We start from the raw sequence: 24,660 nt of genomic DNA on the forward strand, positions 1-24,660 counted from the left end.
TGCCATAGCCTTGCGCGGAGCCGTTACCGCCCGGTATGCGGAGCCGGTCGTTCCGCAGGGGCGACCCGGTCCGCGAGAGCGCGCAGCCCGGCGGCGATCTCCTGCGCGTCCGGCGCCGCCTGGGGATCCGTCAGCCACTGCAGCATCACGCCGCTCAGCAACGCCATGTGCACCGACCCGAGGGTGCGCACGTCCCCCTCCGGCACCTCGGCCTCGGGAACGCCCCGCAGCTGGGCGGCGGCACCCCGCCGCCCCTCGCGCTGGCCGGCCGCGAGCAGGGCGAGCAGCTCGGGCGAGCTCTGCGCGTGGACGAAGGCCTCGACACTGGCGAGCCAGAGCCAGCGCTGCTCCCCGAAGGAGCGGATCTTGCCCGCCCAGAGCTCCTCGAAGCCGCCACCCGCCCCGCCGAACTCCTCGCCCCACTCCTCCATCGCCGCGAACAGCGCCTGGTTGAGCAGGGCCTCACGGGAGCCGAAGTGGTAGCCGATGGCAGCCATGGAGACCCCGGAGGCCGTGGCGATGTCGCGCACGGTGGTGCGCAGATACCCCTTCTCCTCCAGGCAGCGCCTGGCTCCGACCAGCAGTTCCTCGCGGTTTCCCATGCGGGGATCGTACGCGCGGCGTCTTGGGCAAGCGCGCTATACAAGCGTATTGCGCGTTCGATCTATACGTGCGTATAGTTCCCCTCGCCGGGCCGGCCGCGTCAGGGACGAAGCCAGACGCCCACCGGACGACCTCCGACCGCCCGCGACACCCGCCGCCCGCAACGCCCGCTCACAAAGCCGCCCGGCACACCCGGCCGGCCCATCCGGCAGACCGACCAGGGAGACACGACATGCGCAGGGAACTCACCACCGCCGACCACCGCACGCTCTCCTACCTGGACTTCACCCCCGACAGCACGGGCCGCCCGCTGCTCGCCCTCCACGGGCACCTGTCCGAGGGCGCCTCCTACGCACACCTCGCCGAGGCCCTCGGACCGGAGTGGCGGGTCGTCGCGCTCGACCAGCGCGGCCACGGCGACTCCGACCGCGCCCCCGACTACCGCCGCGAGGGCTACGTCGCCGACGCGCTGGCCCTCCTCGACCACCTGGGCCTGGAGCGCGTGGTGCTGGTCGGCCACTCGCTCGGCGCGATCAACGCGTACCACCTGGCCGCCGCCCACCCCGAGCGTATCGCCGGGCTCGTGTGCACCGACTCGGCCGCCCTCCTCCCCGACACGGGCACCAGCCCGCTCTCCTTCGTCCTCGGCTTCCCCTACACCGCCCCCACCCGCGAGGAACTGACCGTGGCCTGCGGCCCCGTCGGCCCGATGGTCGCCCCCGCCCTGCGCCCGCACGCCGACGGCTGGCGGCTCCCCTTCCACCCCCAGGACACCGTCGACTCCGAGAACCTGGTCCACGGCGACCACCGCGCCACCTGGCTCGCCAGCGACTGCCCCGCCCTGGTCGTCCGCGGCACGAGCAGCCAGGTCCTCACCGCCGACCACGCCCGGGAGATGACCGCCCGGCCGCGCACGACCCTCGTCGAGCTCGACACGGACCACTTCGTACAGCTGCGGGACCCGCGGGGCTTCGAGAAGGCGGTGGGGGACTTCCTGGCGACCCTCTGACCCGGAGACGGCGAAGGGGCGGCCCACCGCTTCCGCGGTGGGCCGCCCCTCCTCGTGTCGCCCGGGTGCCCGAGGGCGGCGGGCTACTTCGTGTAGTAACCCGCCGCGTCCACGATCAGGTCCACGTATCCGCCCCGGTTGTACAGGTCGATCGTGCCCCCGGCCGAGATCGGGACCACCACCTGGTTCGCCACCGTGAGCCGCGGCACCAGGTTGAGGTTCGAGATCGTCGGGCGGGCCGTCAGCTTCGGGTGGAGCGCGACGTAGGTCGCGGCCGTCGCGTCGGTGCCCGCCACGTTCAGGACCAGGGAGCTCGCGCCGGTCTCCGGGACGCCCCCGTAGCCGGCGACGCCCAGGGTGCCCGCGCTGTCCGGGCCGAGCTTGCCGTCGGCGCCGTACTCGCGGGTGTCGAGCAGCCGCACCGGGCTCAGCGGCACGAAGCGGTCGCCCTGGCCGGGCGTGTTCGTGAAGTAGCCGGCGACGTCGCCGAGCAGGTCGACCGTGCCGCCGTGGTTGTACAGCGTCACCTTGCCGCTCTTCACCGGCACGGTCACCAGGTTGGCGACCACCTGGCCCCTGACCACGTTCAGGTTGGACGTGGCCGGGCGGGCCGTGCCGTAGGGGTAGACCGAGACGTAGCTGGACGACGTCACGTTGGTCGCGGTCACGTTCATGACGACGGCCGTCACGCCCGTGGCCGGTACCCCGCCGCGGCCCGCGATCTGCAGGTTCACCGTCCTGGCCGCGCCCACCTTGGCCTTCGGCGCGCCGACGCCGGTGAGGGTGTCGAGGATGCGGGCCGGGGTCACCGGCTTGAAGCGGTCACCGGAGCCGTCCAGCGTGTAGTAGCCGGTCACGTCGACGAGCAGGTCGACCGTGCCCCAGGCGTTGTACAGCGAGACCTTGCCGTCCTTGCCGACCGGCACGGTCACCTGGTTCGGGACGTTGCGGCCGGCCGGCACGTTGAGGTTCGAGGCGGACGAGCGGGGCGTCCCGTACGGGTGGACCGATATGAACGTGCCGCTGGTCGGGTTGGTCGCCGTCACGGTGAGGACCACCGTCGAGACGCCCGTCGCGGCCACGCCGCCGCGCCCGGTGACCTGGAGGTCCACCGTGCCGTTCCGGCCGACCTTCCCCTTCGGCGCGCCGACCCCGGTGAGGGTGTTGAGGATCCGGGCGGGGGTCACCGGCTTGAAGGTGGAGACGCCTCCGTGCGTCACGAACACGGCGCCGCTCACGGTCGGCGTGGCGCCGGCGCCGTCGGCGGGCGGGGCGCTGAGCTCCCAGGTGTAGCGGCCGTCGGCGACCGCCGCGCCGGCCGCGTCGTTGCCGTCCCACGCCGCCTTCACCAGACCGCGGCTCTGCTGACCGCCGTACGTGCGCACGACCTTGCCGGCCGGGTTCCTGACGTTCAGCGTCCAGGAGGCGGCGGGCTTGGACAGCCACCAGCGGCCGGACCAGGGGTCACCGCCTTCGACGTCGACCTTGTCGGAGGAGATGTCCGCGTCGAGGACGGTCTCGGCCGAGGCCGGGACCCCGCTCGGGACGACGTGGATGCGCTGCTCGGCGTCCGTGAAGACGGTGTTGCCGCCGAAGCGGTCGACGCTCCAGCCCTGCTCCGGCCGTGCGTCGGCCGGCCGGCCGAGCTCCCGGGTCGCGCCGCCGCCGCGCAGCGGGGTGAGCGAGAGGACGCCGTCCTTCTCGTGGGTGACGTAGCCGTCGCCGAGGCGCGCGGTGCGGTGGGCGGGCAGGGAGGCGTTGACGTTCGTCGCGGTGTTGAGGACACCGGACTTCGCGTCGCACTTCCAGTACAGGTCCGCGCCGACGGACTGGACGTCCTTCAGGACGCAGTCGGCGACGGTGAGCGTGCGGGTCGTGGTGCCGGTGCGGAGGTCGATCGCGGCGACGGAGCCGACGGTGCCGGTGGCGGTCCACAGGGTGGCGCCGTCCAGCGCGGTCGGGCCCGTGCCGAGGGCGCGGGCGAAGACCGTCTTCCTGGCGTCCAGGTCGTGGACACGGCGCTGCCCGGCGGGGTCGAGGTACGAGGCGTAGCGGCCGGAGGCCTCCAGGTCCCGGCTGACGTCCTCGACCAGGGGGTCGGCGCCGGGCAGCTGCGCCCCTTCGGCCAGCGCGTACAGGCCGTACCCGTACCGGCGGACGACCCGTCCGTCGCCGGTGGCCACCGTCTCGTAGGACGGGTCGAGCCGGCCGTCCGTACCGCGGTCGGTGCGCGCGCCGGCGACGAGCGGCCCGGCCGCCTTCGTCTCGACGGAGCGCAGCCGGAAGGTGTTCCCGGGCACGTCGTCGACCGTGTGCAGGACACCCTGCGCGACGGAGATCCGGCCGATCCGGGTGCGCTCCGACGGGATGACGGCGGCCTTCGTCGCCGTGAACGCGCCGTCGGGCCCCGCCGCCACCCGGTACACGGGGCGCTCGGCGCCCTCGCCCGTGACGACGGCGAGCAGTTCGCCGCCCCCCGTCTTCGGAGCACCGACGAGCCCGTCGAGGACCGTGCGGGCCTCGCCGCCCGCGAGCGGACGGGAGAGCAGTCGCGTGCCGTCGGCACCGGAGGCCAGGGTCAGGATTTGCTCGCCCGCGACGGCAACCGGCAGTTCGGAGCCGGCGGCCCAGTCGACCTCGCGCAGGGGCGCGGACCAGTCCCCCTTGATGTCCCACACGCGCAGCTTCCCCGCGGTGGTGACCTGGAGCAGGGTGTCGCCGTCGACGACCACGGACTTCCGGTCGCCGATCAGGATCGCCTTCGGGGTGTCGCCCCTCAGGTCGACCCAGGCGACACGGTCGTCCCAGCCGGCCTCGTATCCGACCGCGAAGCCGTCCGGGGTGCCGCCCAGGAAGGTGAACGTGCCGGCGTCGGCGGGGATCCCGGTGACCGGGCGGTCCACCACGCCGCCGTTCACGAGGGACAGCGCGTGCAGCCCGGCGTCCTGCGCCGGCCCGTCGGTGACGACCGTGCGGCCGCTCAGGCCGAGAACGCCGCGCCCGGCGCCGATGGCGATCGTCTCCTCGGGACCGCCGGAGACGTCCCGGAGGGTGACCTTCCGCTGGTCGGCGTACCAGCGGGCGAGGGTGTCGGTGCCGTTGGTGAAGATCGACTCGATGCCGGTGGCGATCCACCGGACGCTTCCGTCGGCGTACGAGAGCCAGCGGTAGTTGCCCTTGGTGCCCAGCAGGAGGCCGGTCGCGCCGGGCCGCACCTCCGAGACGCGCGCGGCGACGCTCTCCTCGGCCGGGATCACCAGCTCCGCCGGCGCGTCCCCGTCGGCGGCGTACGCGATGCCCGCCCCCACGGGCGTCAGCGAGATGAGTGCCGCGGTCGCCGCGGCCAGTGACAGGGCGCGCCTGCGCCCCGTCCCCCACCCTGTAGTCACGTGTGAACCCCTCCCCTGTGATACCGAGTTGGACGAGGTTAACAGCGCTTCGAACTCGTTCAGAACGATAAAAGGGTGGCGCCCGCCGAAGCGGACACCACCCTTCCGATCAGTCGTCCCCGTCACCGGTGACGAGGTCGCCCGTGACTACTGCACGACCGTGATCCGGTTCGCCGCCGGCACCTGCAGCGGCGCCGAGGCCGAGGAGTTCGCCGCAAGGTAGGCGTTGAAGACGTCCAGGTCCGACGCGCCGACCAGCTTGTTCGTGCCGGTCGCCAGGGCCGCGAAGCCGTCGCCGCCGCCCGCGAGGAACTCGTTCATCGCGACGCGGTAGGTCTTCGCCGGGTCGATCGGCTGCCCGTTCAGCATGATGGTGCCGTCGACGACGCGGTCCGCGCCCGTCTTCGTCATGTCGAGCGTGTAGGTGAGGCCCTTCGAGACCTGGAGGATCTTCACCGAGTTCAGGTTCGAGCCGCTGACCTGCTGCTTCAGCGCGGTGATCAGGTTCGCGCCGGAGAGGTCGACCACGTTCATCATGTTGGTGAACGGCTGCACGGTGAAGGCCTCGCCGTAGGTCACGACGCCGTCGCCCTCGGCCCCGGCCTGCTTGTAGACCAGGTCGGCACGGATGCCGCCCGGGTTCATCAGGGCCAGCTGCGCCCCGCCCTTGTCGGCCGGGGACAGGCCCGCCAGCTGCGCGTCGGCGATGACGTCGCCGAGCGGCTTCTCGTACGCGGTGGAGCCGCGGCCGTTGATGTCGGCGGCGATGTAGCCCTGCGGCCGGTTGGCGATCGGGGCCGCGAGGGTCTTCCAGTCCCCAATCAGCTTGCTGATGTCCTCGGCCTTCGGCACGTCACGGGTGACGACGTGGTTGGCCGAGGCGACCGCGGTGCGGACGATGTCCTTGGTGCGGCGGTCGTAGGTCAGCGTCGTGTCCGTGTACAGCTTGCCGAACGACGACGCCGAGGTGACCAGGCGCGGCTTGCCCGCCGGGTCCGGGATGCTGCACACGTAGGCCTGGTGGGTGTGGCCGGTGACCAGCGCGTCGACCTGCGGGGAGACGTTCTTCGCGATGTCGACGATCGCGCCGGAGACGCCCTCGCCGTCGCCGTCGCCGTCACCGTCGCAGTTGTAGTTGACGGCCTGCGAGGCCGGCATGCCACCCTCGTGGACCAGGGCGACGATGGACTTGACGCCCTTGCGCTCCAGGATCTTCGTGTACTTGTTGATCGTCTCGACCTCGTCGCCGAACTTGAGGCCCTTGACGCCCTCGGCGGTGACGACGTTCGGGGTGCCCTCCAGGGTCACGCCGATGAAGCCGATCCGGACGCCGTCCTTCTCCCAGATGAAGTACGGGTCGAGCAGCGGCTTGCCGGTCTTCTCCTTCGTCACGTTGGCCGCGAGGTAGGGGAAGTCCGCGCCGCGGAACTCCTTGCCCTCCACGTAGCAGCCGGCGGTCGGGTGACAGCCGCCGTTCTGCATGCGGGCCAGCTCGACGGCGCCCTCGTCGAACTCGTGGTTGCCCACGGAGGTGACGTCCAGGTCGAGCTTGTTGAGCGCGTTGATCGTCGGCTCGTCGTGGAAGAGACCGGACAGGAGCGGCGAGGCGCCGATCATGTCACCGGCCGCGGCCGTGATGGAGTAACGGTTCCCCTGACGGGCCTGGCGCAGGTGCGTGGCCAGGTACTCGACACCGCCCGCGTCGATCTTCTCGGTGGTGCCGTCCGGCTTCACCCGGGTGACCTGGCCGGAGGACCCGGCCGGCGGCTCGAGGTTGCCGTGGAGGTCGTTGAAGGAGAGCAGCTGGACGTCCACCATCCGCCCCCAGCCCTTGCCGTTGGTGCTGTACGAAGCACCGGCGGCGTCGACGTCGTCCTGCGACGCACCGGCCGGCATCGCGGCGACCAGCGCCCCGATGGTGGCAAGGCCCGCTCCGGCGACGAGAATCCGCCGCCCCGCCCTGTTCTTCTTCCTGGCTGCCATCGCGCTTGTTTCTCCCCTTCGCCGCATGGCCGGTCTGCCAGCGCAGCCTAGAGTCAACGCGCGTAGCGCAACAGGGGTTGGCCGGTTACGAGCTGGTTGCCTTTGTCTTCCCGCGAGGCGGCGCGTGCCCGCCGTAGGCTCGTACACATGACTTCCGACGCGGCGCCGGCCCTCGAACCCGGACGGCAGATCACCAGCTACGAAGAACTGAACCCCGAGCAGGTCCAGGACGTGCTCGACCTCCTGGAGGCCGCCGACCGCGCCGACGGCGCGCACGCCGTGTCCGAGCAGGGGCGGCTGTATCTGCGCCACGGCCGGCGCGAGGGCGTCCGGCACTTCCTCCTGACGGTCGGCTCCCACCTCTACGGCTACGCCCAGCTGGAGGAGACCGACCCGGTCGAGGCCCCGGCGGCCGAGCTGGTCGTGCACCCCTCGCACCGCGGCCGCGGCCACGGCCGGGCGCTCGGCACGGCCCTGCTCGACGCCTCCGGCAAGCGGCTGCGGGTCTGGGCCCACGGCGGGAAGTCGGCGGCCCGGCACCTGGCCCAGGTGCTCGGCCTGACCCTCTTCCGCGAACTGCGGCAGCTGCGGCGTCCGTTGACGCCGCTCGACATCCCGGAGCCGACGCCGCCCGCGGACGTCGTGATCCGGACGTTCACGCCCGGTCAGGACGACGCCGCCTGGCTCGCGGTCAACGCGGCCGCCTTCGCCCACCACCCCGAGCAGGGCTCGCTGACCCAGCGGGACCTGGACGACCGGATGGCGGAGCCGTGGTTCGACCCGAAGGGCTTCTTCCTCGCGGAGAAGGACGGGAAGCTGGTCGGCTTCCACTGGACCAAGGTGCACGCCGAGGAGCAGCTGGGCGAGGTCTACGTCGTCGGCGTGCTGCCCGAGGCCCAGGGCGGCGGCCTCGGCAAGGCCCTCACCGCGATCGGCCTGCGGCACCTGGCGGCCCAGACGCTGCCGACGGCGATGCTGTACGTGGACGCGGACAACACGGCGGCGGTGCGGGTGTACGAGGGGCTCGGCTTCCGGACCCACGAGGTGGACCTGATGTACCGCACGGAGTCGTAACACGCCGTGCGAAGGGGGCGGTTGACACCGCCCCCTTCTTTGCACCACCCTTTCACTACTTGATTAGTGAAAGGGTGGTGCAAGGGTACGTGCTCGCCTACCGCATCGACCGGCGCAGCGGGGTCGCCACCTACCTCCAGATCGTCCAGCAGACCAAACAGGCTCTCCGCATGGGCCTGCTGGAACCCGGCGACCGGCTGCCGACGGCCCGCGAGGTCGTCGAGGCCACGGCCATCAACCCCAACACGGTCCTCAAGGCCTATCGCGAGCTCGAACGCGAAGGCCTCGTCGAGGCCCGCCGCGGCCTCGGCACCTTCGTCCGCGCCACCCTCGGCACCGGCCCCGCCGACTCGCCGCTGCGCGCCGAACTCGCCGACTGGGCCCGCCGGGCCCGCGCCGAGGGCCTCGAACGGGACGACGTGGCCGCGCTCTTCACATCCGTACTGAACGAACACTTCGAGGGGGACGACGTATGACACAGGAGACCGCCCTGGCGGCGGAGGGACTCGGCCTGCGCTACGGGAGAAGGCAGCGGCGCTGGGCCCTGCGGGAGTGCGACCTCACCCTCCCCGCGGGCCGGATCTGCGCCCTCGTCGGCCCCAACGGCGCCGGCAAGTCCACCCTCCTCGCCCTCGCCGCAGGCCTCCTCCGGCCCACGGAGGGAACGCTGACCGCCCCCGGGCGGGAACGCCTCGCCTACGTCGCCCAGGACAAACCGCTGCACCCCCGGCTCACCGTCGCCGACACCCTCCGCATGGGCCGCGAGCTCAACCCCGGCCGCTGGGACGAGGCCGCCGCCCGCCGGATCATGGCCGACGAGGTCGACCCACAGGCCCTCGTGCACGAGCTCTCCGGCGGCCGGCGCACCCGCGTCGCCCTCGCCCTGGCCCTCGGCAAGCGCCCCGAGCTCCTGCTCCTGGACGAGCCGATGGCCGACCTCGACCCGCTCGCCCGGCACCAGCTCATGGGCCTGCTGATGGCCGACGCCGCCGAACGCGGGACCACCGTCGTCATGTCCTCGCACATCCTCACCGAGCTGGAGGGCGCCTGCGACCACCTCCTGCTGCTCGCCGGCGGCCGGATCCGCCTCGCCGGCGAGGTCGACGACCTGCTCGCCGCGCACACCCTGCTCACCGGGCCCGTCGCCGACCTCGCCCCGCACACGGTGATCGACACGCGCACGACGGGCCGTCAGCTCACCGCCCTGGTCCGCCGCGAGGGCCCCGTCGAAGGCCCCTGGCAAGCCACCGCCCCCTCCCTCGAGGACCTCCTCCTCGCCCACCTCCGCACCCTCGAAGGAGCCGCCGCATGAGCACCCTCGCCCTCAGGGGCTCCTCCTGGGTGACGGTCCGCCAGTACCGCCGCACCCTGTGGACGGCCGGCGCACTGGTACTCCTGTCCCTCGCCGTGATCGGCGGACTGCGCCTGTGGGACGGGCAGACCCCCGACCGGTACGTGCAGGACGGCTCCTGGGTCCCCGCCGACGAGAACCGCGGCTACGAGATGCTGCGCCTGGCCATGGAGTACGCGAGCCAGGCGATGCTCCTCCTGCCGCTGCTCGTCGGCGCCTTCGTCGCGGGCCCGCTGGTCGCCCGCGAGTACGAGTCCGGGACGTACCGGCTCGGGCTCACCCAGTCGATCGGCCCGGCGGCCTGGCTGCGCGCCAAGCTGCTCACCACCGGCGTCGCCGCCCTCGCGGTCACCCTCGCCCTCATGGGCGTCTTCCACATCGCCTGGAACCGCGTCTCGGGCACCTACCCGTCCGGCTGGGGCGACCGGGGAACGTACGAGGCGAGCGGCGTCGTGCTCCTCGGTTACGTCCTCGCCGCCGTCGCCGTCGGCGCCCTCGTCGGCCAGCTGGTGCGGCGCACCCTGCTCGCGATGGCCGCCACGGGGGTGGTCATGGGCGTGGTCCTGCTCGGCCTCGGCGCCCTGCGCTGGGGCTTCCTCGCCACCCGGACGGTCACCGGACCGGTCGGCCCGTCCCTCATGCTTCCGGAGAACGCCCGCGTGACGGGCTCGGGACTGCTCACCGCCACGGGGGAGCGGTTCGAGGAGTCGGTCTGCTGGAACGAGGCCGCGACCACCAGCGGGGTGGGGGACGACCCGGAGGCGTGGGGGAAGTGGCACGACCTGTGCCTCACCCGGCACGGTGTCACCAGCCGGTACGCCGAGTACCACCCCGACTCCCACTTCTGGCCCACCCAGCTCGTCGAGACGGGCATCGTCCTCGCCCTCGCGGCCCTCACGCTGTTCGCGGCCTTCCGGGTGCTGCGGGCCCGGCACCCGTAGGCCGGGTCTCCCGGATCAGGGGTCTCCCCGATCACGCGTCTCTCGGATCAGGGGTCTCCCCGATCACGGGCCTCCCGGTCACGGGCCTCCCGGATCACGGGCCTCCCGGTCACGGGCCTCCCCGATCACGGGCCTCCCCGATCACGGGTCTTCCGGCCGGTACCGGGCGCGCGGACCGACCCGGACGAGCTCCCCTGGCGCCACCCGGAGCGCGCCGTCGGCACGGGCCGTGCGGCCCCGCCGGCGGACCGGGGGCGGGGCCCGTGCGGCCCCGCCCCCGATTCCCGCACGTCACGTCCTCGTTACCAACCATTCAGACGCGCTTGCGACGCTCACGCAATGAAGCGCTCCGTGCCCGCGCCCAACCGGGCCAACTCCCCGGGGAGACTTCCCAAAGGGAGACTTCCCTCCCCCACGGCCCGCTCCGACGCGCCCGACCACCCCTTCGCGCGGAAGAATGGGGTCATGAAGCAGCAGCCCGCCGAGGTCCCGGTCCAGTCGTCCACCCCGACGGCCCCTCAGCCGTCCCTGGGGTCCATAGCCGCCCACCGCCCGAACGCCGTCAACGGCGGGGCGAAGAGCGATCTCGAACCCGATCTGGACGCGGACCTCGACGCGTACGAGGACGACGACAGCGCCGGAGAGCTTCCGCAGGGCCGCTTCCTCGACCGGGAGCGCAGCTGGCTCGCCTTCAACGAGCGGGTCCTGGAGCTCGCCGAGGACCCCACCACGCCCCTTCTGGAGCGGGCCAACTTCCTCGCGATCTTCGCTTCGAACCTCGACGAGTTCTTCATGGTCCGCGTGGCCGGCCTCAAGCGCCGCATCGCCACCGGAGTCGCCACCCGCTCCGCCTCCGGCCTGCAGCCCCGCGAGGTGCTGGACCTCATCTGGACCCGCTCGCGCGAACTCATGGCCCGGCACGCCGCCTGCTTCCAGCAGGACGTCGCCCCCGCGCTCGCCGACGAGGGCGTCCACCTCATCCGCTGGCCCGAGCTCACCGAGAAGGAGCAGGCCCGCCTCTTCACCCTGTTCCGGCAGCGGATCTTCCCCGTGCTGACCCCGCTGGCCGTGGACCCGGCGCACCCCTTCCCGTACATCTCCGGGCTCTCCCTGAACCTGGCGGTCGTCGTCCGCAACCCGGTCAGCGGACACCGCCACTTCGCCCGCGTCAAGGTCCCGCCGCTGCTCTCCCGGTTCCTGGAGGCCTCCCCCGAGCGCTACGTCCCGCTGGAGGACGTCATCGCCGCGCACCTGGAGGAGCTCTTCCCCGGCATGGAGGTGCTCGCCCACCACATGTTCCGGGTCACCCGGAACGAGGACCTGGAGGTCGAGGAGGACGACACCGAGAACCTGCTCCAGGCCCTGGAGAAGGAGCTCATGCGGCGCCGCTTCGGCCCGCCGGTGCGTCTGGAGGTCGAGGAGTCCATCGACCCGTACGTGCTCGACCTGCTGGTCCGCGAACTGAAGATCTCCGACTCCGAGGTCTACCCGCTGCCCGGCCCGCTCGACCTCACCGGCCTCTTCGGCATCGCGTCCCTGGACCGCCCCGAGCTGAAGTACCCCAAGTTCGTCGCCGGCACCCACCGCGACCTCGCCGAGGTCGAGTCCGCCTCCGCGCCCGACATCTTCGCCGCCGTGCGCGAGCGGGACGTGCTGCTGCACCACCCGTACGACTCCTTCTCCACCTCCGTCCAGGCCTTCCTGGAGCAGGCGGCGGCCGACCCGGACGTCCTCGCGATCAAGCAGACGCTGTACCGCACCTCCGGCGACTCCCCGATAGTCGACGCCCTCATCGACGCCGCCGAGTCCGGCAAGCAGGTGCTCGTCCTCGTCGAGATCAAGGCCCGCTTCGACGAGCAGGCCAACATCAAGTGGGCGCGCAAGCTGGAGGAGGCCGGCTGCCACGTGGTCTACGGCCTGGTCGGCCTGAAGACCCACTGCAAGCTGTCGCTCGTCGTGCGCCAGGAGGGCGAGACGCTGCGCCGCTACTCGCACGTCGGCACCGGCAACTACCACCCCAAGACCGCGCGGCTCTACGAGGACCTCGGCCTGCTCACGGCCGACCCGCAGGTCGGCGCGGACCTCTCCGACCTCTTCAACCGGCTCTCCGGCTACTCCCGCCGCGAGACCTACCGCCGGCTGCTCACCGCGCCCAAGTCGCTCCGCGACGGCCTGGTCTCCCGGATCAACAAGGAGGTCGCCCACCACCGCGCCGGGCGGCCCGCGTACGTCAAGATCAAGGTCAACTCGATGGTCGACGAGGCCGTCATCGACGCCTGCTACCGGGCCTCCCAGGCCGGCGTCCCCGTCGACATCTGGGTCCGCGGCATCTGCGCCGTACGCCCCGGCGTCGACGGCCTGTCGGAGAACATCCGCGTCCGCTCGATCCTCGGCCGCTTCCTGGAGCACTCCCGGATCTTCGCCTTCGCCAACGGCGGCGAGCCCGAGGTCTGGCTCGGCAGCGCCGACATGATGCACCGCAACCTGGACCGCCGCATCGAGGCCCTGGTCCGGGTCGCCGACCCCGCCCACCGGGCCGCCCTCACCCGGCTGCTGGAAACGGGCATGTCCGACACCACCTCCTCCTGGCACCTCGGCCCGGACGGGAACTGGACGCGGCACGCGACCGACCCCGAGGGCCAGCCGCTCCGGCACGTCCAGGAGATGCTCATCGACGCGCGGAGGCGCCGGCGTGCACAACCCTGACATCACCTCGGAGTACCCGCCGGGCCTCGTGCCGGACGCCCCGCCCGAGCTCCGCTCCGGGACCCGCACCGAGGTCCCGTCCGAACTCTCGGCGGGCCAGGTCCTCGCCCCCTACCTGCACGCCCGGGCCGCGGACTTCCTCCGCGCCGTGCGGCTGCACACCGAGAGCGGCGCCGACACGGCCGGCGCCGGGGAGGCCGCCCGCACCCTGCGGGCGGCGGCCCGCCGGATCAGCGGCACCCTCCACACCTTCCGGCCGCTCCTCGACACCGCCTGGGCGGACCAGCTCCGCACCGAGCTGGCCTGGCTCTCCGGCACCCTCGCCCTGGAGCACGCCTGCACCGCCCGGCTCGTCCGTCTGATGGACGCGCTGTCCCGCCTGTCGAGCACCGAGAGCGGCCCCGTACCGGCCGCCCGGGGCGCGGAGAGCAGCCGCGGCCTGACCGTGGGCGCAGCCCGCGCCGGCGCGCTCCTCGACCGCCAGCTCACCCTCGCCCGCACCCGCGCGCACTCCGCCGCGCTCCAGGCCCTGGGCTCCTCCCGCTTCCACGCCGTCGCCGACTCCGTCGCCCTGCTGGCCTCCGAGGTGCCGCTCGGACCGGGCGGCTCGGCCCGCGCCGTCGACGTCCTGGACGCGCCGGCGGCGGTGGTCGAGCACCGGCTCCTCGACGCGGTGGCCGCCCTGCCGCTGGCCCGTGCGGCCCACCCGTACAACGCCGAGGCCCTCGCGCTGGCCGCCGGCGAGGCCCAGGACTCCCCCTGGCACCAGACCCGCGGCCTGCTCCGCCTGCACCGCTACGCCGGCGAGGTCCTCCGCGGCGGCGCCGAACCGGATCCCGTCCTGTACGAGGCCGGGCGGGCGCTCGACCGGCACCGGGACGCCGCCGAGGCCGCGGCCGCCGCGGCGGCGGCGGCCCGCACCCCGCGCATCGCCCCGGCCACCGCCTACGCCCTCGGTGTCCTCCACGCCGACCAGCGCCACGAGGTGGAAGCCGCCCGCTTCGCCTTCCAGCGCGCCTGGTCCCGCGCGACGGCCCCGGTGCCATGACCGGCCCCGACCCCGTCCTGGCGGCGGGCGCCGTCCTGTGGCGCCCGGCCGCCGCGGGCGAGGGCATCGAGATCGCGCTCGTCCATCGTCCGAAATATGATGATTGGTCGCACCCGAAGGGCAAGTTGAAGCGCGGCGAGACGGTGGCGGAATGCGCGCTGCGGGAGATCCGGGAGGAGACCGGCCAGTCCTGCGAGCTGGGCCGGCGACTTCCCACGGTCCGCTACGAGGCGCACGGCCGCCCCAAGGAAGTGACCTACTGGTCCGCCCGGGCCCTCGGCGGCGCCTTCACCCCCACGCAGGAGGTCGACGCCCTCCTCTGGCTGCCGCCGGCCCAGGCCGGCGAGCGTCTGACCCAGCCCAGGGACCGCGAGCTCCTGAGTGTCCTCCTCACGGCGAGAGCACACTAGGGCGTGCTTTTCCGGCCACGCCGGGTTCGCGGCGCCCGGCACGCGCGCCCGACGGCCCCCCGCTGATCCGCCATGGCCGCATCACGCCGGACCGCACCTCACCTTTCGGCACGGTTCACTTGCCGTTCACCCTCCCCCGTCGACCGCTTCACCTGATCTGCCTAATTTCGGCTGTACCAGGTGCACGGCCCAGTGCCGCACCCACCACCCCGACACGCGCCGCCGTAGAACGTTCAGGACAGCAAGGTCCACGACAAGGCGGCTTCTGGAAGGAACACCCGAAAGTGAAGCTTTCGCGAAACGGGCTTCGCGCCTCCGCGATCGGTGCCCTCGTCGTCTCCGGCGCGCTCGTTCTCTCGGCGTGTGGTTCGGACAACAACAACGAGCCCACCAAGGACGGCGGCAAGACGTCCGCCGCCGCGTCGAACATCAAGTGCGACGGCGCCAAGGGCCAGCTGCTCGCCGCGGGCTCCAGCGCGCAGAAGAACGCGATGGACCTGTGGGTCAAGAACTTCCAGGCCGCCTGCTCCGGCGTCGAGGTGAACTACCAGGCCATCGGCTCCGGCGGCGGCATCACCAAGTTCAACCAGGGCCAGGTCGCCATGGCCGGCTCCGACTCCGCCCTCAAGGACGAAGAGGTCGCCGAGTCGCAGAAGATCTGCAAGGGCGGCAAGGGCGTCAACCTGCCGATGGTCGGTGGCCCCATCGCCATCGGTTACAAGCTGGAGGGTGTGGACAACCTCGTCCTGGACGCCCCCACCCTGGCCAAGATCTTCGACACGAAGATCACCAAGTGGAACGACCCGGCGATCGCCAAGCTGAACCCGGGCGCCAAGCTCCCCGGCTCCACCATCCAGGCCTTCCACCGCTCGGACGAGTCGGGCACCACCCAGAACCTGGGCAAGTACCTCTCCGCCACGGCCGCCGACTGGAAGTACGACCCGAAGACGAAGTCGTGGCCCGCCCCGGGTGGCCAGGCCGCCAACGGCTCCTCCGGTGTCGCCACCGCGGTCAAGGACGCCGAGGGCTCCATCGGCTACTTCGAGCTCTCCTACGCGACCGCCAACAAGATCTCCACGGTCAGCATCAACACCGGTGCCGCCGCCCCGGTCGCCGCGACCACGGAGAACGCCTCCAAGGCCATCGCCGCCGCCAAGATCAAGGGCACCGGCTCGGACCTCTCCCTGTCCCTGGACTACACGACCAAGGCCGAGGGCGCCTACCCGCTCACCCTGGTCACCTACGAGATCGCCTGCGACAAGGGCAACAAGGCGGAGACCCTGCCGACCCTGAAGGCGTTCCTCACCTACACCGCCAGCGAGGAGGGCCAGAAGGTCCTGTCCGACGCCGGCTACGCCCCGCTCCCGGCCGAGATCGCCGCCAAGGTGCGCGAGATCGTCCCGACCCTGTCCTGACCCCCGGCCGGGGACGGTCCGTCGACCGACGGACGGGCCGTCCCCGGCATCCGGTGCACCGCCGCCAGGAGCCCGTACCCACGCCGCCGAGCGTCCGTACCGGCTCCGCAGACCGGAGAAAACAGATGGCTACCTCATCACCTGACATACAAAGGAGCCGGCGCGCCAAGAGCGCGGCCCGCCCCGGGGACCGCATCTTCAGCGGTCTGTCCCGCGGCTCCGGCATCACCCTTCTCGTGATCATGGCCGCGATCGCGGTCTTCCTGACCTATCGCGCCGTCCTCGCGATCTCGAAGGACAGCACGAACTTCTTCACCACCTTCGAGTGGAACCCGGCGGCCAACCCGCCGGTCTTCGGCATCGCCGTCCTCGCCTTCGGCACGATCGTCTCGTCGCTCATCGCGATGCTGATCGCCGTGCCGGTCGCCATCGGCATCGCGCTGTTCATCTCGCACTACGCGCCGCGCAAGCTGGCCAAGCCGCTCGCGTACGTGGTCGACCTGCTCGCCGCCGTGCCCAGCATCATCTACGGCCTCTGGGGCGCGATCTTCCTCGTCCCGTACCTGGACGGCCTGAACCAGTGGCTCGACCAGTACCTGGGCTGGACGTACATCTTCGACAAGTCCAGCGACGGCGTCGCCCGCAACATGTTCACCGTCGGCATCCTGCTGGCGATCATGATCCTCCCGATCATCACCAACGTGACCCGCGAGGTCTTCCTCCAGGTCCCGCGGATGCACGAGGAGGCCGCGCTCGCCCTCGGCGCCACGCGCTGGGAGGTCATCCGCATGTCGGTGCTGCCCTTCGGCCGCTCCGGCATCATCTCCGCCTCGATGCTCGGCCTCGGCCGCGCCCTCGGCGAGACGATGGCCGTCGCCGTCGTGCTCTCCCCCAGCTTCGTGCTGTCGGGCCACCTGCTCGACCCGGGCGGCGGCACCTTCGCCCAGAACATCGCCGCGAAGTTCAACGAGGCCAACGAGTTCGGCCGCGACGCCCTGATCGCCTCCGGTCTCGTCCTCTTCGTCATCACCCTGCTGGTCAACGGCGCCGCCCGCATGATCATCGCGCGCCGCAAGGAGTACTCGGGGGCGAACGCATGAGCCACGCCGTACAGGACCGCCCGGTGGCCGTGACCCCGCGCGGCTCCCTCTCGCACGCCCGCCTCCCGCGCTGGACCCCCGCCGCGATCGCGGTCGGCTCGATCGCCGCGGGCTGCGGGATCGGCCTGGCCGCCGGCTGGCACAGCAAGGTCCAGTGGGGCCTGATCTCCGCCCTGGTCTTCGTGATCGCCACCTACGCGATCACCACCAAGGTCGAGGGCTCCCGCCAGGCCAAGGACCGCGTCGCGACCAGCCTGATCTGGGTCAGCTTCGTCCTCGCCGTCGTCCCGCTGCTCTCCCTCGCCTGGGTCACGATCAGCAAGGGCCTGGAGGTCCTCGACCCGTACTTCCTCGGCCACTCGATGAACGGCGTCCTCGACGCCGAGGCCGGCGGCGGCGTCTACCACGCGCTGCTCGGCACCATCGAGCAGGTCGGCATCGCGACCCTGATCGCCGCGCCGATCGGTCTGCTCACCGCGGTCTACCTGGTCGAGTACGGCAACGGGAAGCTCGCCAAGGCCGTCACCTTCTTCGTCGACGTCATGACGGGCATCCCGTCGATCGTCGCGGGCCTGTTCATCCTCGCCACCTGGAATCTGATGCTGGGCTTCGGGCCCTCCGGATTCGCCGGCGCGATGGCCCTCGCGATCCTGATGGTGCCGGTCGTGGTCCGCTCCACCGAGGAGATGCTGAAGCTCGTCCCGAACGAGCTCCGCGAGGCCTCCCTCGCCCTCGGTGTCCCCAAGTGGCGCACGATCCTGAAGGTGGTCCTGCCCACCGCGATCGGCGGCATCACCACGGGCGTCATGCTCGCGGTCGCCCGCATCACCGGTGAGACGGCCCCCGTACTCCTCCTCGTGTTCGGTACGAAGCTCATCAACCCGAACCCCTTCGAAGGCGCCCAGTCCTCCCTGCCGCTCTACGTGTACGAGCAGTACGCGGTCGGCACCGACGCCGCCGTGGCCCGTGCCTGGGCCGCAGCACTCGTCCTGATCGCCTTCGTCATGATCCTCAACCTGGTGGCCCGCGGCATCGCCCGCTGGAAGGCCCCGAAGACCGGCCGCTGACCGCGGCGAACTGGAAGTGATTCAGATGGCCAAGCGAATCGACGTCAGCGGCCTCTCCGCCTACTACGGCGCCCACAAGGCGATCGACGACATCTCCATGACCGTCGAGCCCCGCTCCGTGACGGCCTTCATCGGCCCGTCCGGCTGCGGCAAGTCCACCTTCCTGCGCACCCTGAACCGCATGCACGAGGTCACCCCCGGTGGCCGCGTCGAGGGCAAGGTGATGCTGGACGACGAGAACCTGTACGGCACCGGTGTCGACCCGGTCGCGGTCCGCCGCACCGTCGGCATGGTGTTCCAGCGCCCCAACCCGTTCCCCACCATGTCGATCTTCGACAACGTGGCGGCGGGCCTGCGCCTGAACGGCAAGTACAAGAAGGCCGAGCTCAACGACATCGTCGAGCGCTCCCTCAAGGGCGCCAACCTCTGGAACGAGGTCAAGGACCGCCTGAACAAGCCGGGCTCCGGTCTCTCCGGCGGCCAGCAGCAGCGCCTGTGCATCGCCCGCGCCATCGCGGTCGAGCCGGACGTCCTGCTCATGGACGAGCCCTGCTCCGCGCTCGACCCGATCTCGACCCTCGCGATCGAGGACCTGATCGGCGAGCTCAAGGAGCGCTTCACGATCGTCATCGTGACGCACAACATGCAGCAGGCCGCCCGCGTCTCGGACCGCACCGCCTTCTTCAACCTGGCGGCCGTCGGCCAGCCCGGCAAGCTCATCGAGCTGGACGACACCGAGCGCATCTTCTCCAACCCGAGCGTCCAGGCGACCGAGGACTACATCTCCGGCCGCTTCGGATAGCCCCACGGACCATGCGGCTCCGCCGCGTGGGTCGTACGGCGCTGCATGGCGGTGCCGCCGTACGACGAATGGGCCCGGCTCCCCCACAGGGGAGCCGGGCCCGACCATTTCCCGGGGATGCCGCCTACCCGAAGAGCAGCGCCACCACGTAGTAGCTGAGCGCGGCCACCAGGCCGGCGGCCGGCATCGTGATGAACCAGCCGAGGACGATGTTCTTGGCCACGCCCCAGCGCACCGCGTTGATGCGCTTGGTGGCGCCGACGCCCATGATCGCCGAGGTGATGACATGGGTCGTGGAGATCGGCGCGTGGAAGAGGAACGCCGAGCCGAACATGATCGACGCGCCGGTGGTCTCGGCCGCGAAGCCCTGCGGCGGGTCCAGCTCGATGATCTTGCGGCCGAGGGTGCGCATGATGCGCCAGCCGCCCGCGTACGTACCGAGCGAGAGCATCACGGCACAGGCGATCTTGACCCACACCGGGATCTCGTCGCCCTGCTGCTGCACGTCCGCGATGACCAGGGCCATCACCACGATGCCCATGGTCTTCTGGGCGTCCTGCAGACCGTGGCCGAGCGCCATGCCGGCCGCCGAGACGGTCTGGGCGATGCGGAAGCCGCGCTTGGCCTTGTGCGGGTTGGCCTTCCGGAAGAGCCACAGGATCACGCACATGACCAGGTAACCGGCGATCAGACCCACGACCGGCGAGACGAACATCGGGATGACGACCTTGTCGACGACGCCCGACCAGATCACCTCCGTGCCGCCCGCGAGCGCCGCGCCCACCATGCCGCCGAAGAGGGCGTGCGAGGAGGAGGACGGCAGACCGAAGTACCAGGTGACGAGGTTCCAGAGGATCGCGCCGACCAGCGCGGCGAAGAGGATGCCCATCCCCTTGTCACCCTGCGGCGTCTCGATCAGGCCCTCGCTGACCGTCTTGGCGACCCCGCTGCCGAGGAAGGCACCCGCGAGGTTCATGACGGCGGCCATCGCGAGCGCGGCCCGGGGGGTCAGCGCCCGGGTCGACACCGATGTGGCGATGGCGTTCGCCGAGTCGTGGAACCCGTTCGTATACGTGAAGCCGAGCGCGACACCGATGGTCACGATCAGAGCGAAGGTGTCCACGAAGCCTCAGGACTCCTTGACGGCGATGGTCTCCACCGTGTTCGCCACGTGCTCGAAGGCGTCGGCCGCCTCTTCCAGCACATCCACGATCTGCTTGAGCTTCAGCACCTCGATGGCGTCGTACTTGCCGTTGAAGAGGTGGGCGAGCAGCTTGCGGTGGATCTGGTCGGCCTGGTTCTCGAGCCGGTTGACCTCGATCCAGTACTCGGTGAGGTTGGCCATCGTCCGCAGGTTCGGCATCGCCTCGGCGGTGAGCTCCGCGGCCCGGGCCAGCACCTCGATCTGCTGCTCGACGCCCTTCGGCAGTTCCTCGACGTTGTAGAGGACGACCAGATCGACGGCCTCCTCCATGAAGTCCATGATGTCGTCGAGGGACGAGGCGAGGGAGTAGATGTCCTCGCGGTCGAACGGCGTGATGAAGGAGGAGTTCAGCTGGTGGAAGATGGCGTGGGTCGCGTCGTCGCCGGCGTGCTCCGCTGCCCGCATCCGTTCCGCGATCTCGGCCCGGGCGGAGGTGTCCGCTCCGAGCAGTTCCATCAGGAGCTTCGCGCCCGTGACGATGTTGTCCGCGGAGGCGGCGAACATGTCGTAGAAGCTCGTCTCCCTGGGGGTCAGACGAAATCGCACGTGGGGTCCTCGGGGTGCTGGGTTTCGGTCAGGCTGATGCTAGGCGCATCATCCGGCCACGGCTAACCGGCGTCCCTTCAGTGTCGCCCATCAGGCACAGTGATCTGCACGGGCCCCCGCCCCGATTCACGGGGTTCGATACCATATACCCACGAGGGGTATACACACCCTTTCTGGACAACGGGAGGACGCGATGACCACCGAGGCGGACCAGCTCACCTCCGAGAACCCGGTCGAGCCGGCGGCGGCCGACCACGCCCCCGCCACCGCGCACGACCACGGCGTGCACGGCTACCACAAGCAGAAGGACGAGCACCTCAAGCGGCTGCGCCGGATCGAGGGCCAGATCCGCGGCCTGCAGCGCATGGTCGACGAGGACGTCTACTGCATCGACATCCTGACCCAGGTCTCCGCCTCCACGAAGGCCCTGCAGTCCTTCGCCCTCCAGCTCCTGGAGGAGCACCTGCGGCACTGCGTCGCCGACGCGGCGACCAAGGGCGGCGACGAGATCGAGGCGAAGGTCGAGGAGGCCACGAAGGCCATCGCGCGCATGATGCGCACCTGAGACGTCACCGGGGTCCGGCGCCGACCCGGAGCACCTCGTCGATGCGGTCGGCGCTCAACCGCTCCCCGTCGGCCGCGGAGGCCGCGATGATCAGCTCCCCGCACAGTTCGATCTCGGCCAGGGCGATGCACTCGGGGTCGCCGGGCGCGGTCGCGGTACCGGGCGGAGCCATGCGATTCACCTCTTCCTGCCGACGTCGCTCTCCCGCCGTTCGGTCTCCCAGCGTAGGGAGCGGCGCACGGAGCGCACATGACACGTCCGGACCATTTGCGCATGACTCGCAGGAGAGGACCGGGCCCGGATCCGCGGGCCGCGCCCCTCAGGCCTGGATCTTCCCGGCGTAGATGTCCGCCCGCTCCGGAAGCGTCACGCTGACCCGCGCGCCGAAGCCGTACAGCAGGGTGGTCGAGGCGACCGCCACCGTACGCCCCTGGTTGCTGAAGCTGAACTGGTGCCGGACCTTGCGCAGCCGCCCCTCCCGGTCGAGGTACGCGTCGAAGGGGACGGTGTCCGTGGTGAACCCTTTCGCCGCGGCGGCGAGTGCGCCCCGTACCTGCGGCGAGGCCAGCCGGGCTGCCTCGGCGATGTCCGCGATCCCCCGGTAGTGGCGCACCTTCACCCCCGCGAGGTCGAGCTCCCCCACGTACGACGCCGAGCGCGCGCCGCGCAGCAGTTCGGCGGCGGCGGCCGGATCGGTGGCGCCCCCGGTGACCAGATTGCCGTCGTCGAGGGTGGTGGTGTCGACCCGCACCCACTTGTCGGCGGGGACACCGGCACCCCGGTTCTTCATGTAGAGCGCGCCCGGGGCGAGCAGCTCGGTGATGGGCCGGTGCTCGCTCTCCCCCGCGGCGTCCTTGGGGAGCACGACCTGGAGACTGCCCGTGCGACGGCGGAAGTCGTACGTCCCCTCCCCGCGGATGGTCACGCGGGTGCCGCCGGAGGCCATCTCCATGGCGGTGCTCGCCTTGGACGAGCCGGCCCGGGTGAGCGCCTCGGCCGCGCCCCGCACGCTGCCCACCGGATCACCGCCCGGCTCGGCGTCGTCCCGAGGGGCCGCGCACCCGCCGGCCGCGATCGTCCCGATCAGGGCCGCGGCGACGGCCCACGCGCCCCCGTCCCAGCGTCCGCTCCGCACCACCATCGCCTGCCAACCCCCAACGCCGTACCGCTGCCCGACCGGATCCCGCCCGACCGGATAACGACGGTCGGGACCGGCCGTCACGCGCAGTACCGTTGAGGGCGTGCATCAGACGGAGACCACGGAGCGCGGGTCGTTCGCGATAGCCCGGTGCAGCTGCGGCTGGACGGGGCCGGCCCGCAGATCACGTGAGCGGGCCCGCACGGACGCGGCGCAGCACCGCACGTCACCGGACGCCTAGGACCTTCCTAGGCGGCGAGGTCGCTCTCCCCGCTGCCGAGACGGGACTCGGGGATGCCGACGGTTCCGGCCACGGACCCCCGGGCCAGGCGCCGCGAGCGCACCAGGCGGGCGCCGCGCGGGGAGCGGGCGACGGCGGAGACCACCGGGGTGAGCAGGGCCAGCGCGAGCGGGGCGAGGAGCAGCGCGACCGCGGTGCCGAGAGCGAGCCCGCCGACGACGTCCGTCGGGTAGTGGACACCCATGTAGACCCGGCAGAAGGCCTCGGCGAGGGCGAGGCCGATGGCGGCGAGCCCGAAGCGGCGGTGGGCGACGAAGACGCCGACGGCGATGGCCATCGCCATGGTGGCGTGGTCGCTGACGAACGAGAAGTCCGTCTTGCCGGCCACGAGGACCTCGAGTCCCTGGTGGTCCCTGAAGGGTCGGGGCCGTTCGACGAAGCCACGGATGGGGATGTTGACGAGGAGCGCGATGCCTGCCGCGAGCGGCGCCCAGATCAGCCCGGCGACGCCCGACACCGAGTCGCCCACGGCGTCGCGCCGGCGCACGCTCCACCAGCAGCCGAGCACGACGAGGACGAGGCCCAGGATGATGCCGTACTCGCCGATGAACTCCATGACGCGGTCGAACCACGGCGGAGCGGCCTTCGCGAGCCCGTTGATGTCGTAGAGCAGGCTGACATCGGGGTTCGAACCGTCCGATGCGAGTCCAGCCATCTGCCGCAGCCCCTTGCTCTCGTGTTGGTGGTGTCCAACCCCCGTGGTCAGAGTGGTCGGATCGAGAAACGATCCACTCGAGGGCGGCGTTCCGCTCTCGGCCCAAGATCGCTAGGACGTTATCGAAAGGTGACGGGCCGTCGCAGCTCAGGGCCCCTGTCCCGGCGACGGTTTCCGGCCACCGGGACCTGTCGCCGCCGCTACTGCTGCGGCAGGTGCGTGGGCAGTGCCGCCGCCCCGTCCTGGGTGACGCGGGTGGCGCCGAAGTAGTCGGGCGTGTCGATCCGGTCGAAGCGGATGACCGCCCCGGTCCGGGGTGCGTCGATCATGTACCCGCCGCCGACGTAGATGCCCACGTGCCGGATGGCCCGCGAGTTGGTCAGGTCGTCGGAGAAGAAGACCAGGTCGCCCGGCAGCAGCTCGTTCCGGCTGGGGTGCGGCCCGGCGTTGTACTGGTCGTTGGCGACGCGCGGCAGCTGGATCCCCACCGTGTCGTACGCCGCCTGGGTGAGCCCCGAACAGTCGAAGCGCCCGTTCTGCGCGGCCGTGCCCGTACCGCCCCACAGATAGGGCGTGCCGAGCTTCTGCTGCGCGTAGTAGATCGCCCCGGCCGCCTGCCTCGAGGGCTCGACCCGCCCGACCGGCCGGGCGAAGCTCTTCTCCAGCGAACGGATGATCCGCACGTAGTTCTGCGTCTCGCTGATCCGGGGCACGCCACCGGACCTGATGACCCGGTAGGCCCCGGCGTTGTAGGCGGCGAGCATGTTGTTCGTCGCGTCCCCGGGCACGTTCTTCACGTACCCGGCGAGCTCGCAGTCGTACGAGGCCGCCGACGGGATCGCGTCCTTCGGGTCCCAGATGTCCCGGTCCCCGTCCCCGTCGCCGTCGATCCCGTGCCCGGCCCAGGTCCCCGGGATGAACTGCGCGATGCCGCGGGCGTTCGCCGGCGAGACGATGGTGGGGTTCCAGCCACTCTCCTGGTACAGCTGCGCGGCCAGCAGCGCGGGGTTGATCGCCGGGCAGAGATTGCCCCACTGCTGCACCAGCCCCTGGTACGCGGCCGGCACGGCGCCCTTGGCGAGCGCGACCGTCCCGTTCTTGCCGTTCCCGGCCCCGCCGAGGAGCCCGGCGGCCGCGGAGTACGTCCCGACGACGACCAGAGCGACGAAGCTGAGGCAGACCCCGAACACCCCACCCGCCACCAGCCACGCCCCGCGCGCCTTACGCACCGTCAACCACCCCTCGGCCCATGGCAGTACGCCCCGCCGCGCCAGTCTAGGCGCGGCCCCCCTCGACAACCCCCGTGACGGCTCCGACGCCGCCCCAAAGGTGCCACAACGACAATCATTGCCC

Annotated in this window: 22 protein-coding genes; 13 read left to right on the forward strand and 9 right to left on the reverse strand. The window is 71.6% G+C overall.

The annotated features are described in order from the left end of the window. Nucleotides 1-23: 23 nt before the first annotated feature. Nucleotides 24-602: a TetR/AcrR family transcriptional regulator gene (locus ACIRQF_RS22850; protein ID WP_404094475.1), complete on the reverse strand. Its 579-nt coding sequence runs from the start codon at nt 600-602 to the stop codon at nt 24-26. A gap of 233 nt (nt 603-835) precedes the next feature. Between ACIRQF_RS22850 and ACIRQF_RS22855 the strand changes: the two genes are divergently transcribed. Beyond that, on the forward strand, nt 836-1,612 hold the full coding sequence (locus tag ACIRQF_RS22855; RefSeq protein WP_404094478.1) for an alpha/beta fold hydrolase: 777 nt from the start codon (nt 836-838) through the stop codon (nt 1,610-1,612). Between the two features lie 83 nt (nt 1,613-1,695). Here ACIRQF_RS22855 and ACIRQF_RS22860 read toward each other — a convergent pair whose 3' ends face one another. Next, a complete protein-coding gene (locus ACIRQF_RS22860) occupies nt 1,696-5,001 on the reverse strand; it encodes a FlgD immunoglobulin-like domain containing protein (protein WP_404094480.1) in 3,306 nt (1,101 codons plus the stop codon). A gap of 147 nt (nt 5,002-5,148) precedes the next feature. Further along, nucleotides 5,149-6,984 carry a bifunctional metallophosphatase/5'-nucleotidase gene (locus ACIRQF_RS22865; RefSeq protein WP_404094482.1) on the reverse strand — a complete coding sequence of 612 codons (1,836 nt, stop codon included), beginning with the start codon at nt 6,982-6,984 and terminating at the stop codon, nt 5,149-5,151. A 147-nt stretch (nt 6,985-7,131) separates the two neighbouring features. Between ACIRQF_RS22865 and mshD the strand changes: the two genes are divergently transcribed. The 11 genes from mshD to pstB all read left to right on the forward strand — a co-directional run bounded on the left by mshD (nt 7,132) and on the right by pstB (nt 18,898). After that, nucleotides 7,132-8,058: a mycothiol synthase gene (mshD, locus tag ACIRQF_RS22870; RefSeq protein ID WP_376632673.1), complete on the forward strand. Its 927-nt coding sequence runs from the start codon at nt 7,132-7,134 to the stop codon at nt 8,056-8,058. 89 nt (nt 8,059-8,147) lie between these two features. Further along, nucleotides 8,148-8,534: a GntR family transcriptional regulator gene (locus ACIRQF_RS22875; RefSeq protein ID WP_376633233.1), complete on the forward strand. Its 387-nt coding sequence runs from the start codon at nt 8,148-8,150 to the stop codon at nt 8,532-8,534. Continuing rightward, nucleotides 8,531-9,370 (forward strand): ATP-binding cassette domain-containing protein, encoded by an 840-nt coding sequence (locus tag ACIRQF_RS22880; protein ID WP_404094485.1) that lies wholly within the window; start codon nt 8,531-8,533, stop codon nt 9,368-9,370. Before ACIRQF_RS22875 ends, ACIRQF_RS22880 begins: the two co-directional genes overlap by 4 nt. Further along, nucleotides 9,367-10,350 carry an ABC transporter permease gene (locus ACIRQF_RS22885; RefSeq protein ID WP_404094488.1) on the forward strand — a complete coding sequence of 328 codons (984 nt, stop codon included), beginning with the start codon at nt 9,367-9,369 and terminating at the stop codon, nt 10,348-10,350. Before ACIRQF_RS22880 ends, ACIRQF_RS22885 begins: the two co-directional genes overlap by 4 nt. 465 nt (nt 10,351-10,815) lie before the next feature. Next, nucleotides 10,816-13,056, forward strand: coding sequence for an RNA degradosome polyphosphate kinase (locus ACIRQF_RS22890; protein ID WP_404094491.1), 2,241 nt, complete (start codon nt 10,816-10,818; stop codon nt 13,054-13,056). A 115-nt stretch (nt 13,057-13,171) separates the two neighbouring features. Then, nucleotides 13,172-14,104, forward strand: coding sequence for a CHAD domain-containing protein (locus tag ACIRQF_RS22895; RefSeq protein ID WP_404094572.1), 933 nt, complete (start codon nt 13,172-13,174; stop codon nt 14,102-14,104). Beyond that, the gene (locus tag ACIRQF_RS22900) at nt 14,101-14,514 is read left to right on the forward strand and encodes an NUDIX hydrolase (protein WP_376632665.1); all 414 of its coding nucleotides are present in this window, start codon (nt 14,101-14,103) and stop codon (nt 14,512-14,514) included. The genes ACIRQF_RS22895 and ACIRQF_RS22900 overlap by 4 nt, the downstream gene beginning before the upstream one ends. 284 nt (nt 14,515-14,798) lie before the next feature. After that, nucleotides 14,799-15,929: a phosphate ABC transporter substrate-binding protein PstS gene (pstS, locus tag ACIRQF_RS22905; RefSeq protein ID WP_404094494.1), complete on the forward strand. Its 1,131-nt coding sequence runs from the start codon at nt 14,799-14,801 to the stop codon at nt 15,927-15,929. A gap of 125 nt (nt 15,930-16,054) precedes the next feature. After that, entirely contained in the window at nt 16,055-17,029 is a 975-nt protein-coding gene (gene pstC / locus ACIRQF_RS22910) for a phosphate ABC transporter permease subunit PstC (RefSeq protein WP_376632661.1), read from the forward strand. Beyond that, nucleotides 17,026-18,096, forward strand: a complete 1,071-nt coding sequence (pstA, locus tag ACIRQF_RS22915; RefSeq protein WP_376632659.1) for a phosphate ABC transporter permease PstA — start codon at nt 17,026-17,028, stop codon at nt 18,094-18,096. The genes pstC and pstA overlap by 4 nt, the downstream gene beginning before the upstream one ends. A 25-nt stretch (nt 18,097-18,121) precedes the next feature. Beyond that, nucleotides 18,122-18,898 carry a phosphate ABC transporter ATP-binding protein PstB gene (gene pstB / locus ACIRQF_RS22920; protein WP_376632657.1) on the forward strand — a complete coding sequence of 259 codons (777 nt, stop codon included), beginning with the start codon at nt 18,122-18,124 and terminating at the stop codon, nt 18,896-18,898. A 124-nt stretch (nt 18,899-19,022) separates the two neighbouring features. On the opposite strand, the gene ACIRQF_RS22925 is transcribed toward pstB, so the two are convergent. Beyond that, the gene (locus tag ACIRQF_RS22925; RefSeq protein WP_376632655.1) at nt 19,023-20,021 is read right to left on the reverse strand and encodes an anion permease; all 999 of its coding nucleotides are present in this window, start codon (nt 20,019-20,021) and stop codon (nt 19,023-19,025) included. Nucleotides 20,022-20,027: 6 nt separating this feature from the next. After that, nucleotides 20,028-20,648 (reverse strand): DUF47 family protein, encoded by a 621-nt coding sequence (locus tag ACIRQF_RS22930; RefSeq protein ID WP_365320741.1) that lies wholly within the window; start codon nt 20,646-20,648, stop codon nt 20,028-20,030. A gap of 193 nt (nt 20,649-20,841) precedes the next feature. Here ACIRQF_RS22930 and ACIRQF_RS22935 point away from each other — a divergent pair, with 193 nt between their 5' ends. Further along, nucleotides 20,842-21,213, forward strand: coding sequence for a metal-sensitive transcriptional regulator (locus tag ACIRQF_RS22935; RefSeq protein WP_382485833.1), 372 nt, complete (start codon nt 20,842-20,844; stop codon nt 21,211-21,213). 4 nt (nt 21,214-21,217) lie between these two features. On the opposite strand, the gene ACIRQF_RS22940 is transcribed toward ACIRQF_RS22935, so the two are convergent. From ACIRQF_RS22940 to ACIRQF_RS22955, 4 genes are all read right to left on the reverse strand, one after another. Then, nucleotides 21,218-21,385, reverse strand: coding sequence for a hypothetical protein (locus ACIRQF_RS22940; protein ID WP_376632651.1), 168 nt, complete (start codon nt 21,383-21,385; stop codon nt 21,218-21,220). A 147-nt stretch (nt 21,386-21,532) separates the two neighbouring features. After that, on the reverse strand, nt 21,533-22,354 hold the full coding sequence (locus ACIRQF_RS22945) for a hypothetical protein (protein ID WP_404094499.1): 822 nt from the start codon (nt 22,352-22,354) through the stop codon (nt 21,533-21,535). 245 nt (nt 22,355-22,599) lie between these two features. Continuing rightward, a complete protein-coding gene (locus ACIRQF_RS22950) occupies nt 22,600-23,307 on the reverse strand; it encodes a phosphatase PAP2 family protein (RefSeq protein WP_382485837.1) in 708 nt (235 codons plus the stop codon). A gap of 200 nt (nt 23,308-23,507) precedes the next feature. Continuing rightward, nucleotides 23,508-24,536 (reverse strand): NlpC/P60 family protein, encoded by a 1,029-nt coding sequence (locus tag ACIRQF_RS22955; protein ID WP_376632645.1) that lies wholly within the window; start codon nt 24,534-24,536, stop codon nt 23,508-23,510. Nucleotides 24,537-24,660 lie beyond the last annotated feature (124 nt).

The sequence above is a fragment of the Streptomyces sp. NPDC101191 genome (assembly GCF_044767915.1).
In the GTDB taxonomy this organism is placed as follows: domain Bacteria; phylum Actinomycetota; class Actinomycetes; order Streptomycetales; family Streptomycetaceae; genus Streptomyces.